The organism is Mucilaginibacter lappiensis (assembly GCF_050433765.1).
GTDB lineage: Bacteria > Bacteroidota > Bacteroidia > Sphingobacteriales > Sphingobacteriaceae > Mucilaginibacter > Mucilaginibacter lappiensis_A.
This window is the reverse complement of sequence record NZ_JBNPWP010000001.1, coordinates 187394-206992: the sequence shown is the minus strand read 5'-3', so window position 1 is coordinate 206992 and position 19599 is coordinate 187394. Positions and strand designations below refer to the sequence as shown.

The 19599-nt window shown below is 42.8% G+C and carries 13 protein-coding genes; 8 read left to right on the top strand and 5 right to left on the bottom strand.

The annotated features are described in order from the left end of the window. Position 1 precedes the first annotated feature (1 nt). Genes mads7 through M2273_RS00970 form a run of 4 tightly spaced genes read left to right on the top strand, consistent with a single transcriptional unit; the run spans position 2 to position 8784 of the window. The gene (mads7, locus tag M2273_RS00985) at positions 2-1555 is read left to right on the top strand and encodes a methylation-associated defense system protein MAD7 (protein ID WP_429391863.1); all 1554 of its coding nucleotides are present in this window, start codon (positions 2-4) and stop codon (positions 1553-1555) included. Positions 1556-1570: 15 nt separating this feature from the next. Beyond that, entirely contained in the window at positions 1571-6952 is a 5382-nt protein-coding gene (gene mads8, locus M2273_RS00980) for a methylation-associated defense system ATP-binding protein MAD8 (RefSeq protein ID WP_429391861.1), read from the top strand. Then, on the top strand, positions 6924-7676 hold the full coding sequence (locus tag M2273_RS00975) for a PP2C family protein-serine/threonine phosphatase (RefSeq protein WP_429391858.1): 753 nt from the start codon (positions 6924-6926) through the stop codon (positions 7674-7676). The genes mads8 and M2273_RS00975 overlap by 29 nt, the downstream gene beginning before the upstream one ends. A 19-nt stretch (positions 7677-7695) precedes the next feature. Then, complete coding sequence (locus M2273_RS00970) at positions 7696-8784, top strand: DUF4365 domain-containing protein (protein WP_429391856.1); 1089 nt, start codon at positions 7696-7698, stop codon at positions 8782-8784. Between the two features lie 235 nt (positions 8785-9019). Here the strand turns inward: M2273_RS00970 and M2273_RS00965 are convergent, their stop codons facing one another. From M2273_RS00965 to M2273_RS00945, 5 genes are all read right to left on the bottom strand, one after another. Continuing rightward, positions 9020-10192: a DUF5623 domain-containing protein gene (locus M2273_RS00965; RefSeq protein WP_429391853.1), complete on the bottom strand. Its 1173-nt coding sequence runs from the start codon at positions 10190-10192 to the stop codon at positions 9020-9022. A 183-nt stretch (positions 10193-10375) separates the two neighbouring features. Next, positions 10376-11215 carry a phospholipase D-like domain-containing protein gene (locus M2273_RS00960; protein WP_429391851.1) on the bottom strand — a complete coding sequence of 280 codons (840 nt, stop codon included), beginning with the start codon at positions 11213-11215 and terminating at the stop codon, positions 10376-10378. A 337-nt stretch (positions 11216-11552) separates the two neighbouring features. Next, on the bottom strand, positions 11553-12647 hold the full coding sequence (locus tag M2273_RS00955; RefSeq protein WP_429391849.1) for a S1/P1 nuclease: 1095 nt from the start codon (positions 12645-12647) through the stop codon (positions 11553-11555). Between the two features lie 52 nt (positions 12648-12699). After that, a complete protein-coding gene (locus tag M2273_RS00950; protein WP_429391846.1) occupies positions 12700-13311 on the bottom strand; it encodes an alpha-ketoglutarate-dependent dioxygenase AlkB family protein in 612 nt (203 codons plus the stop codon). Positions 13312-13314: 3 nt separating this feature from the next. After that, positions 13315-13575 (bottom strand): hypothetical protein, encoded by a 261-nt coding sequence (locus M2273_RS00945; protein WP_429391844.1) that lies wholly within the window; start codon positions 13573-13575, stop codon positions 13315-13317. A gap of 89 nt (positions 13576-13664) precedes the next feature. Between M2273_RS00945 and M2273_RS00940 the strand changes: the two genes are divergently transcribed. The 4 genes from M2273_RS00940 to M2273_RS00925 are packed head-to-tail and all read left to right on the top strand — an operon-like array spanning position 13665 to position 19406. Continuing rightward, a complete protein-coding gene (locus M2273_RS00940) occupies positions 13665-13961 on the top strand; it encodes a hypothetical protein (protein ID WP_429391842.1) in 297 nt (98 codons plus the stop codon). 9 nt (positions 13962-13970) lie between these two features. Further along, positions 13971-14696: an ImuA family protein gene (locus tag M2273_RS00935; RefSeq protein ID WP_429391840.1), complete on the top strand. Its 726-nt coding sequence runs from the start codon at positions 13971-13973 to the stop codon at positions 14694-14696. After that, positions 14689-16194 (top strand): Y-family DNA polymerase, encoded by a 1506-nt coding sequence (locus M2273_RS00930; RefSeq protein ID WP_429391837.1) that lies wholly within the window; start codon positions 14689-14691, stop codon positions 16192-16194. The genes M2273_RS00935 and M2273_RS00930 overlap by 8 nt, the downstream gene beginning before the upstream one ends. An 8-nt stretch (positions 16195-16202) precedes the next feature. Beyond that, positions 16203-19406 carry an error-prone DNA polymerase gene (locus M2273_RS00925; RefSeq protein ID WP_429391834.1) on the top strand — a complete coding sequence of 1068 codons (3204 nt, stop codon included), beginning with the start codon at positions 16203-16205 and terminating at the stop codon, positions 19404-19406. Positions 19407-19599 lie beyond the last annotated feature (193 nt).

The window sequence follows — 19599 nt, the reverse complement described above, 5'->3', positions numbered from 1 at the left end:
TATGGCATTAAAATTAAACTCCGAAGAAACTACGTTTAGAAACGAACTCATTTTTGCGATTGATGCAAAGGCAGTTAACATGGACAATGTATTATTGAATCTATTCATGTTATTGAATCATAATGGTGTGAGGCCGAAACAACGCGCGACTAGCCTTGATAGAGGTGAATTGACTCTTGAAAAACTAAAAAACAACTTTTTGACACTGGAAAAGAAGCAGGATGTTCAAGGGTTTGCCACATATCCTCATGCAGCGGAATTATGGCTGAGAAGCAACCTGGTTAATATGGTGAATCGTGGTAACCCGGATAAAGAAAAGATATCGTCTTTACGTCCCATCCATCTTGAAAGCTATAGACTACGTAATGCACCTAATTCGCGTGATTATAACACTGCCGACCAGTTATATTCAATGCTTGGAGTAAATACAAAAACAAAAGAAGAACTTAAGTCCTTTTTGGCTGAGGGTTGGGATCGCACGTCCAAACGGATAACCAATCTCAAAGGATTGGATGTGGACAGTCTGGGCATTTTAACGCTGATCAAGGACATTGATCAAGGCGTTTTTAACAGCATAGAAACCATTAACCATATTGGTCCATTATTGAAGAAGCAAGCCGAACTTTTTTGCGAAGATATAAATTGCCTGTTGGCATATAAAAGAAGCATACCAAGAAACGTCTTGCTGGATTATCTTAAAACGTTAGTATCCTTTCACCTTTCGATTTATCTTCAAAAACTCATCTATCTGCTACCTAAAATGATTCAAGCCGGCACAACCGATGTTCCGGATGACTGGAGCGTTGTATTGGACGTTACTGGAAAGCTTGATAGCAAAGTGAGTATGTTAGCAATTGCTGATGCAGAAAGGATGCTTAATAGCCTATACGACTACATACGCGCAACCTTCAAGATAAATGCTGCATTGAAAAAACTTGGAAAACCGAGAACCAACTCCAATGATGTCAATTTTGCCTTAAATATCTTAAAAAATCCGCCGCAAGACTTTGAACCGTACTTTCAGGCGCGCTGGGATATTATGATCGATCAGATAGATGCGGAGGACAGGGAATGGATCGAAGACTTCGCAATGTTTGAACCAACTTATTTTGCTAAATACATCGAATTGGTGAACAATCAAAAAGGGAATTATCAATACCGATACCATTTTCAATTGATCGACAATCTCGCTCAAAAGAATTCCGAACGAGGCTTTATAGCTCAGGGGAGAACCAAAAAAAATCCACGGAGATTTGTATTAGGTACACGCTTGTTGGAAACCCTGGTCCAAATACTCCTGTTGAAATCAGACGGAAATAAGTTTACCACGCAGCCAATTTCTATCGAAGATTTAACAACCAATTTGCGTACCAGGTACGGGCTTATCATTAATGGAGTCGAAGAAACACGATTCGAAACAGCAGATTTAAATGTGAATCTCGCATTTAAGGAAAATGTCGAAGCCTTTAAAAATAACTTAAGGCAAATTGGATTTTACAATGTGTTAAGTGACGCTTACATCATGCAAAAAATACGGCCCCGCTATGAACTTTAACCAATATCATTTTATATGATCAACACTTACTTTCAACATATCATCGATATAATAATCGATAAATACGCCAGTGAATTTGAAAGCGCCTTGCCAGGGCACTGTATGAAAATTACCGGATTGGCGAAAGATCAATTAAATGTTTTGTTGTCAAAGGTCAGGATTCAATTTCCTGATTTAGAGACTTATATTCTTTCGGATAAGGAGGTTGGGCCGGATTATATTTCAGCGACAAAGTTGATCGAAATGCGCAATGAGGAAACCTCAGCATTACTGATTCTTATTCCCTCAAATAGCCGCACTGCAGCCGAAGATTCTTATGGAAATGCCACATTTAAGGATATTAACCTATCTGGTATTGAAAATTTATTATTGAGCAGATTAGTTGCCCAGATCCCTGCGGAATATAAGGCCTATATGCAGGAAATATTTAATTACACAAACTCCTACAACTTAAAAACCAATCAGGCAATTCAGTACCTCCTGGCGCTGGAGCAATCCTCCTATTCCAAGGAAAATATTGGGAATCATTTACACTTTTTAGGCATGATCCCTGATGAAGCTCTCCTAAATGATTTTAACAAAATCAGAGCCCGTCTTAATTTTAATCTTAATAGCATCGCAATTCTTTCGGATTATGGAAAATCGATCTACGAACGAATAAAACAACTGCCAATTGAAAAAAAATCTATTCAAAGTGAGATAGTTCTGTTTTTAAAAGGCTCAGAATCGATTAAAAACAGTAAGGAATTAGTTAATAGTATTGCTGAAAATGCACCTGCATTAAATTTTAAAAACTGGCTGATCCCCGACTTAAATCAGATTGATTTTAAACTATGGGTAACAAATATTAGCTGTCCCGAATTGAAATATAAAGACGGAGATACTTTTATCACTGCTAATCCTAATAAAAATGTTAAGGTCAAGGTTCGTATCCATACGTTACCGAAACCTAAGGATGTATCAGAATTAAAAAGCTTTCGATTATCCTTGTATTCCGTGAATGGTCATGCGGGTGAATTTGTTCATGATTTAAGAATTTGCAAGAACACCGGCACTGATAAACCGTATCGTGATCTAACAGTTGAATTAAATCCTTCCATTGTCGAAGAAGGAAATTACTTTATTAAGGTCCAGGCTGAAGATGAAAACGGCATTTTACTCAATGTTGATGATGACTTCAAAAGTGCTGACATACAGGAATATTGGCTGTCAGTAAAAAACACCGATGACGCTCCGGATAAAGCGTCATTAAATTATAAACTATCCAGCGACTCTATTGATTTCTATTTTAGTATCGGCGAAATAGAAATCGATGATAGTATACGAAAGGACAAATTGAGTAATGTTACTCAAGCCTATTTTAAGTGGCGGATCAACCAATTGAAAAACGCCATTCTGCCATCCATACCTGTGCCTGAAAACAACTCGGCAAATTGGCTGGATGATACGTTTAAAAAGACAAATTTAACTTTTCATATTCAGTATAGTTCGAAGGATAATTACCAGATAAATTTGAGTAGTAAACTAGTATCTCTGGAGCACTTGATACTAAACCATGGCGACACCTTAGGTTACGCCAAAGCCCATTTAGACTCAAATTCGGCTAAAATTGATTTAAATTCGGCGACATATATAGCCGCTTCTATCAATGATTTAGCCTCAGATGATTTAAAAAACTGCCGGACAGAATTATTTGAAGCGCTTTTAGCTTCTGCGCCTAATCGGACCGGCGTCTTCGAAACGACATCGAGTTATGAACTTGTCGATCTTGTGAAGAATTACCTGTGTAGTTTCGATGCATTCCTTAAGCATTTAAACAAACGTTTTGACGAAATTCCGGCAGAAAATATTCAGGAAAAGAATGAACTTCAGGAATTATTAACAGAACTGCAAAATCTCGATCTAATTCAGGTCAGTAGCAAATTGCCAGACGGTAAATCTTTAAATTTTCAATTACTTTCACCATTACACCCGTTGAGGCTTGCCTGGTTTTTAAATCTCTTTGATCTTTTCGGGGATTGGGAGGAAAAAACCATTGGGTATGAAGGCTATAAAAAAGATTGGTTTAAAAATCTTGAGAATTTCTTTCTTGGTGATTTGATGCCCGATAATAATTTGCCGGTAATTGTTGAGCCTGACACGCTTAAAAGTTTCCAATACGCGGGCGAAATTACTTATGGTTGGGGCATCTATTTAATGCCCTCTTCACTTTCTGAAACTGAGACCTTAACTTCTGTTAATCGTTTGGTAAAGGGTTATGTCTCCAGACTACTAAATATTGATAAACCCAATAGGTTAGATGACGAAATCAGCCAGGGGCTTATCGAAAGATATTTATTGAACTATATTAGACAGCACCCATATGCTGATAAAATTGTAATCAATCTTTTCAATGCAGGGGACGCGGTCACTTTTGCCAATGCTTTAGTTGAATTGGAAAAGAATCCTTCGTTTCAGAATCTCAAATATGAAATTCGGCTATTTAAAGGGAAAGAAACGATTATCGAACAGGGCGAAGGTTTCAAAAACCTATTAAATCCGGAATATACCGTAAGCGAACAAGCAGAAGCTTTTTCAAGGCCCTCAGAAAATCGATTATTTCCAAAATTAAGATTTTCAGTAAACTCTATTAAAAAATATCTGGAATCACCAGAAAGCTACAGCGCACATCTCAGCTTCTTAATAAGTCCATTTTCTACCAAAATAGAATTGTTCAAGCCCGTGTCAGAACGAAATTCCTTCTTCCTAAACGGTTTGATCTCAGAACCAATAACAGAAGTAAAGGAAACCGGTTCGGAAATTCGATGGGATAAGTTTGTAAACTATGGGGCGCAGGTAAGGCCAATAGGCGAAATTGCTAAATATTCCGTCAGTTTATTTTGTTACCTGCAAAAATTCGTTTCCAGTTCTTTAGCGGGAAAAACCTCCGACTCTTTACCCTCAATATCCCTGGTGCTTGGTGATGTAGACAAGGTTTTGATCAATAATGTGCATGATAATAGCGACTGGGTTATAACTTTTGATAAGCACCTTGGCCCCGAAGTCTTTGATTTACCTGGTAAAGACGGCAATATTCCTTTTTTACTTGACTACATTCCAAACGAAGAACTTTCCGGCATTTCAAGTTTTCTTACAACAAGGCCTAATTCTGAAATAATCGGTCTATTGGGTCCTCACTTCCAAGAATTTGATATCCCATTTGACCCGCTGGCTAATGATTTAACGATCACAATGTTATTGGAAGATTTACGCGCGATAAGCAGTTCGTTGGTGATGCAATTGAACTCTGGAAAGAATAAGGCTTTTGAAGTGATCGGCGCTGCTTTTACCAAGCGCGTTTTAGAAAAGAAAAAGATCCTGGAAGATGCATTCTTGATTCCGATTGACTTACATCAGGATCTATTTAAAGCACTTCCAACAGATGATAAAAGTCGTGCAGATAACATTTTGGTTAGAATAAACCCCGATAAAAAAATAATTGAAGTTACGGTTATCGAGATTAAATGCCGGAGGGCACTAACAGATGTGGATAGGGCTAGTCTAAAAATTAAAATGAAAAGCCAGATTGATAACACAATTCTAGCTTTAAAAACACACTTTGATCCTAATAATAATTTATCCTTCGACAGACTTGACCGCCAAATAAAAAATAAAGAGTTAAAATCTTTACTCGAATTTTATATAAACAGAGCTAAACGCTATGGTTTCCTCGCGGATAACACTTATCAACACTATATATTCTTCTTACAATCATTGGACAATGGCTTTTCAATCGAATTTAAGGAGCTTGGTATCATTTTCGATTTTGCTTCTGCAATTCGGCACAAAAAAGAGACTGTTGATTCTAACCTGACGTTTTTCACTTTTGGGGGCAAATTGATTTCAGACATCATAGATCCTAATTCAGACTTGAATACTTACAGATTAGAGAAAGTCGACGAGGATGCAGAAATAGTAGCTGCATTTGGTGGTAAAAAAGAACTTTCCCCCTTCGTGCGCCAATTTAAAATGTCAAAAGAGCCGGCCCCGGTCATTGTTAAACCGCAAGAAACAAATGAGCCGGAGATGGAGTCCAAGGGTGTAGAGACAGAAGGATTGAAAAAAGAGAACCGTGAAAATGAAGAGCCAGGAGATTCCCTGCCCCTTGCTGCTGAACCGATAGAACCCTATTTACCTGCTTCAAAAACTATGGCCCCTGATTATGATATCATGATTGGCAAGAATTCCGAAAGTCTCCAATATGGCATACTTGGAAAGACCATACATGGCAAGAAAATTGCTATTGATGCTAGCGAAACAAATACCATCAGTCTCTTTGGTGTACAAGGAGGTGGTAAAAGCTACACGATTGGCACCATCACCGAAATGATGCTCAAGCAGTATAATCAAGTGAATTTATTACCGGCTCCGTTGTCCGGCGTAATATTTCACTATAGCGAAAGCATGGATTATGAACCGGAGTTTACCTCCATGATATATATCAATGACCAGGAACGCGAAATAGCTCTGCTGAAACAGCACTATGGTGCAATGCCGGACAAATTAGAGGATGTCATACTTTTAACGCCTACTGATAAACTTGAGGACAGAAAGCGCGATTTCCCCTCAATTCAAGTTTATCCAATAAGCTTCAATTCGAATGAATTAAGTGTTCAGGACTGGATGTTTCTGTTAGGGGCAGTCGGCAATGATGCCACTTATGTTCGTCAATTAAAGGCTTTAATGCGTGAGAATCGAAATAACCTAAGTATTAATGGCTTGATCCAAAGCGTAAACGATTCACTTTTGCTTTCGAACGCACAACGTAGTTTAGCCTTACAACGACTGAATTTTGCGTCGCAATATATCAACGATAAAGATTTTTTAAATGATAAACTTAAACCCGGCCGATTGATCGTGGTCGATCTCAGGGATGAATTCATTGAAAAGGACGAGGCCTTAGGATTGTTCGTAATTATGCTTAATATTTTCTCCGGTGTTAAGGAAGTGAATGGCAAATCATTCAACAAGTTCATCGTTTTTGATGAGGCTCATAAGTATATGAACAATAAGGACCTTACAAATTCCATTGTGACAGCAATCAGGGAAATGAGGCACAAAGGCGTAAGTATTCTGATTGCCAGTCAAGACCCCCCAAGTTTACCTAATGAAATTATAGAACTTAGCAGTATTGTACTATTACATAAGTTTAATAGTCCACAATGGCTTAAACATATTCAAAAATCCATTACCCCCTTACAAGCATTAACCCCAGCTGATTTATCATCATTAGCGCCGGGGGAAGGTTTTCTATGGGCTACCAAATCAACAGACAAAGGAATTACAACAAGGCCGGTGAAAATCAACACGCGTCCAAGAGTTACAAAACATGGGGGAGCAACACTTAAAGCAATATAAAATTGAATACCAACAATTTTCTGAAATTGGCAAAAGGAAGAGTAATCAAGACAAGATTTCAGCACTCCAAATAAATGATGAAACTTCGTTATTTCTGGTAGCCGATGGAATGGGGGGCTACAGCTATGGGGATTTAGCAGCAGAGCTCGTTATACAAACACTAAATGAACAATTCAGTTATCAGTTAAACAATGCCAAAGATGACGAATTGCTCTCATCCGCGGTTTCAACCGCAAATGAGCGGATAAAAAAGCTGGTTCTTGAAAAGGGAGCTGAATCTGGTGCAACCTTAGGCGGCATATTAATTCATGGCTCAAACACTATTGTTTTTTGGGTGGGTGACGTCAAGTTAATGATTTTAAGAAACAATAAAATACATTTTAGCTCGGTATCTCATACGCTTGAAAATGAATTAAGAATTAACAACAAGTCCAAAGAAGTATATATAAATTCATCCGTACGCCATGTAGTGACCAGGAGCATTTGTGGGAAGGATAAAATTTATTACCCGGAGATCAAGCAGATGGAACTTGCCTACGGCGATAAGGTATTGGTAGCATCTGATGGATTTTATGAATTGTATACCGAAACTGAAATACTTAGGATCATTCAATCGGATAAAAACTGGTTATTAAACATAGTCAGTGGAGTTACCCTAAAATCTGCAGTCGGCAATGACAATTCTTCAGGATTTTTGATCGAATTAGGTTCTCCATTTAATTAATATTGATTATTAAACGGAAATGACTACAAAAAGAAGCACCAACAAACCCATTGAAAATCTTGGGGTGGAATTTATTAAGTCAATTGTTAAAAGCCACAACTGCATATATCAAGCAATAAGCTTGAATAATGACCAAGGCAATGACTGCTTCATCGAATTTATAGATAATAATATTGCGACCAGCTTTTGTGTATTTGCTCAAATCAAGAGCGGTAAAAGCTATAAAGATAAAACAGGATATAAAATACCAGCAGACCTTGATCATTTGCAATATTGGAATAATCATCTTTTGCCAATCGCCGGAATAGTTTTCGATGTAGAATTGGAAAGAGCTTACTGGGTTAACATAACTGAATATCTTAAGATCAACCCTCAAATTTTGCTAAACAAATCACATAATATACGGGTAGATAGAAACAACGAACTTTCGCTGAAAACCTTTCCGTTATTCAAAGAACATTTTACCAATTACAGCCGGGATTACAAAAACTACGAGAACTTTGGTAGAAGCTTGGAGGCATTTACAAATCTTTCTCAGCCAGACATCTGTTATACAGGGTTAAAGTCATTATTTGCAAACCATAGGGAAAGACAAGCATCTTGGTATTACATCATTTTAAATTTTGCTAACATTAATGAAAAAGGCATTCAAATTAATATACTTGGGATGCTAAGTAATTATTTGGACAATTCAACCGTTTTTTGGAATTCGGAGGATTATTTGCATTATCAAGCATCAAGCATTCGACTTAAAATTGCAGAATTTATCAACGAATTATTTACCCCAAAAGCTGTGGAGGTATCACTATGTTTTTTGAAAGATGGTATCGCGCAAGGTTCGTTTACTTACCTGGTTTTTTTAGTACTAAACCAATTAAATGATATTCATGATATTGTTTATCAATTTGCTTTGGCGGAGAATATCGAACTTGATGAACGAAATAATTTATTTTGGCTTTATATTCATTTCGCCCAACATCGCTCAGTAGATAAAACAATCGCTGCCATAGATGATTTTTTAATTAGGTATCCTAATAATGATGAAGCGTATTTGTTTGAAGGAATTAAAGAAACGATTCTTAAAGAAGGCTATATACAAACTGGATAAACAAATAAAGATTATAAATAATACAATACCGGCTCATGAAGCCTAAAGCTTTTCCTGTCTGAAAAAACTTGCCACTAAGCCGAATGGGGATCACGCAATGGACCTGTCAGATCATGTAAAAGCAATTGGCGTTAATCTAAACCTCGACAGAAATACTAATGGCCGGGTAAATGTCTTTTCCCGGCCATTGTTTAAGTCCCGCTATAATAGAAGCTTTTTCGCATCAATTAGGGATCTACGAAAAGCCTTTCGGCGCCAGCAAACCAACGTCACCAGCTGCAATGGCGTCGGGGAAACGATCAGAGATCAGCGGCAACTGGTCTTCGACGCCCCATTCCTTCAAGATGGCCTCGCAGCTTTGAAGGGTCTTCGAATTGCCATAATAATAGGGTGCGGTCCGGTCATCGAAATAAAACTCCCTATCGCTATAGCTGGTTTTCGCTGCCGGATCGATCCGTTCTATTAAACCGTCTTTGGATTTTGACCAGATCGGCGTGTAATCCCGGTTGAATAAGACCTCGCGGCCATCCTCACAAAACCACTTACCATACGGTACATAAAGTCGCTTTGGTTTGAATGCGCCAGGGTCAACGATATCCTTAACCGCAATTACCTCGTGGCGGCCTGCTACGAAATAGCCGGCATCGCTGAAACCCTCAATAACATTCCGGCTAAAGTTATGAGCGAATACCATGATCAGTTTTTTACTCCCTTTTTTGGTCACAAATGAACCAGCAGGCAACCGGGACTTCCTTTCTTTATGAGCAGGCAATTTAATGCTGGCCGGCCATTTGTCCATCATCTTCAGCGCTAGGTCAAATCGACCGAGCAGTTCCCGTACCGGCGCACAGTCATGGTAATTTTGTTCAATGATCACCCGGCCTTCACGAAACTTTCTTTTTAATCGTAATTGATCCCGCCGCCGGGTGACCAGCGTTAAGATCAGTTCCCGATGCCCGAGATAGATCTGGTTGAACTCTAGGGTCGGCAATTCGTCCTCGTTATACTCGTAACCCATCCAACGGTCCATGAGCAGAATGATCTCGTTAACGACTTTGTTAGCCCGCTTATGATAACGGGTGTAGTTCAATACTTCTTGCAACACCAGGCCGAGCGAACGGTGTTGTGAAACAGGCATCCGGGCGTTAGGCCGTTTACCCAAAGACTTGCCTCCAAAAGTGTCATAGCAATCAACTACTGCGGGCTTAGGCAGTGCCGGTCTGAGAATTGTTTCGGTCTTTTCAGGTGGACGGTCCGGATTTTTGAGTAAATGCTTCCAGTGGGCAAAGCCTTGAGTTACAGCCACACGGTCGAGTGCAGCGTGATAAGTAATGTCAAGCTCTTTTTGCAGTTTTCTGGCCTGGTGTTTAAGCGTGTCGGCACTAAGGCCATTAATTTTGATGGTCATCGATCCTCTAAACTCCCGTAGAAAAACGTCATTCGCCTACCGTTTTTCGAAACGAGAATAAGGGTTTCGATAAAGGTTAATTGTTAAAAGCGGCGCTATGGAGGGCTTAACTGAGACGAATGGGAAGCTTCCGCTCGAAGCTTTGAACAAATATAGCATTCATAACCTATCAAACAAAAAAAATTAATCTTGATCAGGGAGTGGATTTTTCGACGCTTTTCGTAATTGCTTCTGCTCGTGTTCTTTTAACAGCCGTTTAAACTCTAAACTATGGGCTGTTGCAAAGTCATTATTTGGATTAACGCTAACATTTTCGTCATTCCTGAATTCTGCACCATCCGACCAGTTATAAGAACCCGATACGACCACTTGGTTGTCGATCACACAAAACTTATTATGCATGATCCCTCCCCGTGAGCCCCGCATTTCCACAACATCAAATCCGGTCAGATCAACACCGTGCCTTTTATTAACGCCATCTTTAAAGATGATAATCCTGATTTCTAAGTCTTCCTGCAATTTCTGTAACAACTTCTGTTGCAGGCGTTCGTTGGTAAACCAGGCCATTGCCAGCCAGATCGATACTTTAGCCTTGTCCAATGCGTCGAGGACTTTTGCTTCAATTTGCTGAAAATGTACTTGGCTTGGCGAGATGCCTACGGGCGCTGCCACGTTGCCAAGGATCACATATTTGCCGTCTTGCGAACTGACAGAATAATGATCTTTCAAGATCAATTCATTGATCTCTTTTACCGTATCTTCACTTTCGGCTTCATTGACCACCATGGTCAAAAGCTGGATGATCGCTTGCTCATTGATCAAGTCCAGTCTTGAAGCGACATAATCTTTTTTATACATCGGTTGTTCACGCCCAGGGTAAAAAGGCAAAGTGCCTTTCCAGGCATCGCGTACACCCAAGTTTACAAATATATCTAAGAGCGCCCTTCCCTTTCGTTCCTCAGCATTCTGTTTGCCCATGATGTAGGGTATCAATTTTTGTTTTGTATCGTCTTTAAATGGCATATTGTCTGTTTAAGATCACTAAGTTAACAGCTTTGTTTCAGTATTAACCCATCCACGCTTTCCCCTCATCTATGTACTGCGTCAGCAACTAGGCTAACGCTGGAACTGGCTTCGGGACGTTTTAATATCGGAAATTTGCTTTTGGCCCAATTTCTCTTTGCTAAAAAAACCAAGCTAAGTCAGCAAGCCAATTTTTGGCCTGGCCAAAACGGCTTTCGAGAGCTCTCGAAGTGAGTATTCCACTATGTTAGTATTCAATAGATTATTTTTACGCATGAAGTGTATGGCTAGCAATAAACAACGGATAACTATTTATTATCACTTATAGGTGCCTACCTTAGAATTTCAGCTTTGAAGGATCTGTAATGATGATTTCGGGTTTTCCTCTATAATCGATCACCTCGCCTTCCACGGTGATTATTTTGTCACCGAGTTGATTTCCCAACTCCTTGGCTTTTCCTTTGAGTGCCACGGTTAGTAATTGGTTAGGATAGGCAGCACCTAAGTTTACCAATATCATACTGCCAATATCTTTGCTGCTGAAAACCTTGCCTTGTACCTTAACAGTTTTTCCAATTGCATTTTTAATTTCTTCCAGCTTTACTGAGGTAGCATTTTGCGCTATTGCAGGTGTCACTACAGGAGTTTCAGGTGCAACTTTCGCCTGCTCATTGTTAAATAATTTATTGAGTTCGCCTGCCAGACGGATACCGGCCTGATCGATACGCCTACGAATTACCGATATGTACTTTTGATAGTAAGCTTCATCAATTACCTGGCCCGGTTTAACCTGTGCATAAAGTTCGCTGCTAATCTGGTAGCTTTCCCAAATCCATTCCATTGGGCTATCCGATTGCCACTGCTTGATCTGTGCAGTTGTGGCCACGTCGTAAGTTTTGGCAATTTCCGGCTCGCTTAGGCCTTCATGGTCGACTAATTTACTGTCCCACAGGCTGTGCAGGTTGGTTCCTTTGTTGTCAAAACGTACCTGTATGGTATTGCCTCCCTTGTCTTCTTTACGGCTAATATGCATTGGCTGATGCGCATCCCCTACCAGATGAATCAGGTATTTTAGGGCCTCGTTCTTTTGATCGGGCGTTAAACTTTTATCTCTTAAGCTTGCTTCTGTTTTTAGGATAGCACTGTAAACATTATTGTCGCTTTCACTTACAAACTTTACAAATTGTTCATGTGTTAGGCCCAATGGCAGATTTAAAAAATGCCAGGGTGCAGTTTTATTATTACGATTCTCATCTGCCCAGGTTGCAATATCAGCCATGCTTTCACCTTTTAAGTAAGCTGAAACAACATAGGCTGTATTGCTGGTCAGGTGTTTTTGTGCGATGGTCGCGATTGCGCGGTGACCTTTAAAGCCCCACGATACCAGTACTACGGAAAGGGCTATCAAGCAAAAAATAAACAGTTTCTTCATGTTGCGAATATATGTGGAGGATAGTTTTAAAATTAAATAGTGTTGGTAAATATCAGATCACAACACGGAAGGTCAGGTTCACCCGGGCTTTCATGGGTTTAACCGACTTGGCAATGCGGTGCTCCCAGTGCTCCTGCAATCCACCTTTCATCAGGAGAAACGAGCCATGTTCCAACCGTACCGAATATTTTTCGTTATGGTCTGTTTTGTTGCGGATATCAAAGCTGCGAACCTGTCCGAAGCTCACCGACGCGATCACCGGATGTTTGCCCAGGATGCTTTCCTTGTCACTATGCCAGGCAACAGAATCATTTCCATCGCGGTAATAATTTAATAACACGCTGTTAAACTGAGTACCTGCTAAAGGCTCCACCATTTTTTTAATCGCCAGTAATTCCGGTGTCCATGGGGTTGGGTTAGCTATTCTTCCGGGATGGGAATAATCCGTGCCCAAGTCACCGTACCATGCGGTTAAGCGGGGCGTAATCACCTCTTTATCGTACATTTTTTGCACCGTTTGTTTCCAGGGTGCTGCCGCGATAAATTTTTGCAGAAAGAAGTCGCCCTCCTCCTGGCTAAGCAGTCCCGGAAAGTATTCTAAAAAATCAACAGGCAGGCCTTTACTCTGCCCTGCCTCCGGAAAAAAACATAATTGCTCCATCATCTTTTATAATTCACTGATCAGTTTATCCATCTCTTTATGATGACCGCTGATAAACCCTGCTACATCTTCCTGTTCATCTACGGTCAATACATTCCCGTCATAAATCCAATTATCATCAGCATCGAACAATATCCGGCCGATCGGAACCTCCCGTAAAACATCATATAGCATGTAGCCATCGCCTTTGTCCGGCATAACGCGCACCCATCTTTCATTACTTATTTTGGCCGTTTTCGGCCTCTCTTCGAACAGCTTACTTCTCATGAAAACAAAAGTGGAGAAAAAAATGTATAAAAGAGTGAGGTAATGCTAAAAATATTAGCATAACTTTATGATCTTCAAATTTGACAAGCATGGTACCATTTAATTTACAACTCGAAATCAATGCGCGGCTTTTGACAATTTCAGTCGAACAGCTCGACCAACTGGCTGATAACGTCGGTTTTATGCGCTATCAAATCAGAAGCTTCAATCATAACACAATGATTTTCGTGAACACTGAAGAAGAGCAGCTTCCGCCTGAAGAAGTGATCGGCTTTAGTGAAGATGATGTTTTTACACTGGATGAGGTTAAAGTAATCGCGGCGGCCATCAGGCAATATAATAGCGGCCGTAAACTCACTTTCGACCAAATGACATTTGACTTTTAGCGCCGTACCATGCAACCAACAAAACAAGATATCATTAGTAAGCTCCGCCAGGACATGATCCGCTGGGAAGGCTTTCGTCCCCCCCAGCCTGGCACGAACAATGACCTCGGCCTTGGCCCGGTAGCGGCGGCTTTCCCTGATGGGGTATTTCCAACCGGTGCCATCCATGAGTTTATCAGCAACAGTCCGGAAGCGACAGCAGCCTGTGGGGGATTTATCGCAGGCCTGGTTCAAAAATTATTGAGCGATGGCGGTGCCTGTCTTTGGATCAGCTATACCCGGCGCATTTATCCGCCGGCGCTAAAGCTCTTTGGTGTCGATCCTGACCGCGTTATTTTCGTGGACGTGCCGATGCAAAAAGACGTGCTTTGGGTGACCGAAGAAGCACTGAAATGCGAAGGTGTGGCTACGGTGATCTGCGAAACCAAAGACCTCAGCTTTACCGAATCTCAAAGGCTGCAATTAGCAGTTGAGAAAAGCCATGTGACCGGCTTTATACTGCGAAAGGATGTAAAAAAAGCCAATACGACGGCTTGTGTTACGCGCTGGCAAATCCGCCCTATGCGTAGCCAGTTAAGAACCGGCATGCCCGGCGTTGGGCATCCGCGCTGGCAGGTTGAATTACTCAAGGTCAGGAATGGCAGACCCGGAAGCTGGATAGTAGAATGGAAAAAGCAAAGTTTCCAGACAATCGTCACACCTCAAATTAAGGAACAAACCCGACAGTATGCCTAAGCGTTTTGCGTCCATATGGTTCCGACATTTACTCACAGACCAAAAGGCGATCCGCCAGCCTGGTCTGAAAGGGAAAGCCTATGTCTTCGCCGAACCCGATCATGGCCGCATGCTGATCACTGCGTTAACCGAAGAGGCGCGTAAGTATGGGGTGACGGAAGGCATGACCGTGGCAGACGCCCGCGTCATTGCACCCGACCTCCAGGTTTTTGACGGCAAACCCGGCCGTAACGTGAAGTTACTAACTGGCCTTGCCGAATGGTGCCTGCGCTATACGCCGCTTGTTCAGCTGGACCCGCCTGATGGTTTATTACTCGACGTAACGGGCTGTACGCATTTGAAAGGCGGGGAAAAAGCTTTTTTGCAAGAGATTGTCTCCCGCTTAAAAACCATTGGCTATGATGTTCGCCCGGCAATTGCCGATACCATCGGCACTGCCTGGGGTGTTGCCCGCTGCGCTTCCTCCGGCCTCATTGTAGCCGAAAGCGAACACCGCAATGCGCTTATGCCATTACCACCGTCCGCACTGCGTTTACCCTTAAACCAGTTATTAAAATTGCGAAATCTTGGTTTGCACCAGGTCAGCACTTTTATTTATATGCCGAATTCGGTACTGCGCCGCCGTTTTGGCAAGGATATGGTTCTTCGTTTACAACAAGCACTCGGCCAGGAGCCGGAATATTTATTTCCGCTTAAAGAGCCCGTACCTTACAATGAGCGGCTGGAATGCCTGGAAGCGATTAAAACAAGACCGGCCATCGAGATCGCGCTGAATAACCTGTTGGAGAAACTTTGCAAGAGGCTTTACGGCGAAGGACTGGGCTTGCGTTTGGCGATGTTCACCTGGTACCGTGTGGATGGTAAGAACGGTAACATCACCATTGGCACCAATCACTCCAGCAACCGGGTACAACACCTGTTCAAGCTTTTTTTTAATAAACTGGACACTGTTGCCCCAGGCCTTGCTGGTATTGAACTGTTTACGCTTGATGCGCTGAAAACCGAACCTGTCAGTGATAAGCAAAGCGAAATATGGTCGGCCAAAGGCGGGATCGATCACGAAGAAGTCGCTGAATTGCTTGACCGCGTGGCGGGACGCATCGGCGCAGCTAATATCCATCATTATCTGCCCGGCGAACATTACTGGCCCGAACGCACACCGAAACTCAATACCGATATTAAGAAAACGCCCGAAAGCGAATGGTGTACCGATAAACCGCGGCCTATGCAGCTACTGGATACACCGGAACCCATTGAAGCGATGGCGCTCACGCCTGATTATCCGCCGAAGCTTTTTATCTGGAAAGGCGAACAGCATGTTATAGTCGGTGCCGACGGACCGGAACGTATAGAACGGGAATGGTGGCTTGAACCGGGCGAACACAGGGACTATTATATAGCTGAAGACGAAGCCGGGCAACGATACTGGCTTTTCCGCTCCGGGCATTATAATGCGGAGAACAATCAGCACTGGTATTTACATGGATTTTTTGCTTAACACCGCATATGAGTTACGTCGAATTACAGGTGACCAGCAATTTCAGCTTCCGGCGCGGCGGCAGCCATCCGGAGGAACTTGTCGACCATGCGGCCGACCTGGGTTATGACGCTATTGCCCTGACCGACCGTAATACCTTTGCCGGTATTGTACGTGCATACCAGGTCGCAAAAGACCGTAACATCCGATTAGTTCCAGGTGTGCGTCTCGACCTGCTGGACGGTCCAAGTTTACTGGCCTATCCTACCGACAAAGAGGCTTATGGCCGGCTATCCGCGCTGCTTACCCTGGGTAATCTCCGGGCTGAAAAAGAGAAATGTCATATCTCTAAAAGGGACGTTTACCAGTATGCCGAAGGCAGCTATTTCATCATTATCCCGCCTGCCAAGATCACGCAGGATTTTGAATTTGAACTCGTTTTTACCCACCATGTGAAAGAATACAGGCAAAATTTGCCCAACCTCTATCTTGCGGCAACCAAGTATTATACCGGGGATGATGCGAAGCGCCTGTTCTTGCTGGCAGAATTGAACATTCCGCTTGTCGCTACGAACGATGTACATTATCACAACGTGTCAAGAAAGGAACTTCAAGATGTTTTGACCTGCATCCGGGAAAAATGCACCATTTTCAATGCCGGTTATAAACTGCATCAAAATGCGGAGCGCCATCTTAAAGAGAAACCGGAAATGGAGCGTTTATTCCGTAACTATCCGGAAGCGCTCACCAATGCCCGGGTTATCGCTGATTCCTGCCGATTCGACCTCAAATCACTGAAGTACAAATATCCCAGTGAACTGACCACGGATGGGCGTACGCCTCAGCAACAATTGGAATACCTGACATGGAAAGGCGCGAATAGCCATTATTCAAGCAATATCCCTGCAAAAGTTAAAAAAGCCCTCGAAGACGAACTGGAGATCATCGCGGAACTTGATGTGCCTGATTACTTTTTAACCGTTGAAGATTATGTGACCTGGGCACGCGGTCAACATATTCTTTGCCAGGGAAGAGGCTCGGCCGCTAATTCCGCTGTTTGTTTTGTACTCGGCATCACCTCGGTGCCGCCGGATAAATCTAATTTACTTTTCGCCCGTTTCTTGTCGAAAGAACGCAATGAACCGCCTGACATCGATGTGGACTTCGAACACGAGCGGCGCGAAGAAGTGATCCAGTATATTTATAACCGCTTTGGCCGTGACCGTGCCGCTATCCTGCCAACGGTATTCACCCTTCATTACAAAGGCGCGGTAAACGACGTCGGCCGCGCCATGGGCCTTTCGGTCGATATCGTCAAACAACTTTCGGACGCTTATGGAAACCTTTCTGATGAAGAAATTACTGCTGAGCAAATCGGTGCCTTAGGGCTTAATTTCCGAGATCCGCATTTGCTCAAAGTGATTGAATTAACCGGCCTCCTGATTGGTTTTCCACGCCAGCTTGGCCAGCATACCGGCGGCTTCGTGATTACCGATGGGAAGCTCAGCGACCTGTGCCCGATCTTTCACGCCCGCATGGAAAACCGTACCAATATCGAATGGAACAAGGATGATATTGATGCGCTCGGTTTTATGAAAGTGGATGTACTGGCTTTGGGTATGCTGACCTGTATCCGAAAGGCTTTTGATCTGGTGCAAAATCATTACGGTGTTAACCTGACCCTGGCCAATATTCCGCATGATGACCCAAAAGTTTATGAAATGATCACTGCAGCTGATACGCTCGGCGTTTTTCAGATCGAGAGCCGCGCACAAATGTCTATGCTGCCGCGTATGAAGCCCACCTGTTTTTATGATCTCGTGATCGAAGTAGCTATTGTACGACCCGGCCCGATACAGGGCGATATGGTTCATCCATATATCAGGCGACGGAATGGCGAAGAAGCGGTAGATTATCCATCCGAAGAGATCCGTTCCATTTTGGAACGAACACTTGGCGTGCCGCTGTTTCAGGAACAGGCGATGGAACTGGCTATTGTGGCGGCAGGGTTCACTCCCGGCGAGGCTGACCTGCTGCGCCGGACGATGGCTACCTTTAAGTTCAATGGGATGGTCAGCAAGTTCGAGCATAAATTAATTAATGGGATGACCACGCGCGGTTATAGCGAAGAATACGCACGCCGGATCTTCAAACAGCTGGAGGGATTCGGCAGTTATGGCTTTCCTGAAAGTCATGCGGCCAGTTTTGCCTTATTGGTTTATGTTTCCTGCTGGCTGAAATTTTACTATCCTGAAGTATTTGCCGCGGCCTTATTGAACAGCCAGCCTATGGGCTTCTACCAACCGGCACAAATCGTGCGCAATGCGCGGGAGCATGGGGTAAAAATGCTGCCCATAGATGTTAACCTCTCGCAATGGGACAGTACGCTGGAAGCTAAGCAAGGTCAGTATTTTGCGCTGCGCTTAGGCTTTCGCGAAATCAACGGCATTCACCAGGAAGAAATGGAAAAACTGGTTACCGGGAGAATCAAACCCTACACCGCTCCCCATCAAATTTGTGATGCAGGTGTCAGCGTTGCCACCGTGGAACGCCTCGCTAATGCCGATGCTTTTCGATCCATGGACCTTGACCGAAGACGTGCCCTTTGGGAAGTTGCCGCCCTGCATGACCGTCCGGTACAGCTCATGCAAGGCCAGCCGTCGGAAAGCTTACACGAGCCGGAAGTAGATTTGCCGGCTTTACGTTTGTCCGAACACGTCGTGCAGGATTACGCGACAACAGGCCTCTCGATTAAAGGCCATCCACTCAGCTTTATCCGGCATACGCTCGACCTGCTGCATATTAAAACAGCGAAAGATGCAAACCAAACAGAGAACAAGACAGTTATTAAAACCGCCGGACTGATCCTTGTCCGTCAGCGGCCCGGCACCGCCAAAGGTGTTTGCTTCATAACCCTGGAAGATGAAACCGGTACGACCAACCTGGTTGTATTCCCTAAGCTATTTGACAAATACCGTAAAGAGATCTTACATGCCCGCTTGCTGATGGTTGAAGGGGTAGTCGAACGTACTGAAGTCACGCATATTATTGTCAGACGTGTTTTTGACATCACCAAATTATTAGGTGATCTGACGGCAATCCGGAATGAAAAACAACCGGTGCTCACCCTATCGCGGGCTGATGAAAAGGCGTCACCATTCGTGCCGCTGGAAAAGCCGCTGAAGACACAGCAGCCGGAAGACCATTTCTTCAAGGGGCGGAATTTCAAGTAATTATTTATTTTGAAAATCACCGTCGATGAGCAGTCTTTTTAGAGGGATTCTGGTAACTGAAATGGCCGATCAAATTGCCGAACTGCAACCAGACCAGTTATTTACCATCATAAGAGACACCACGCGTCGAACCCGCCCAAAGTGCGAACGATCCGTCAATCTGACAATCAGCAGCGGTTATACCAAAACCGAA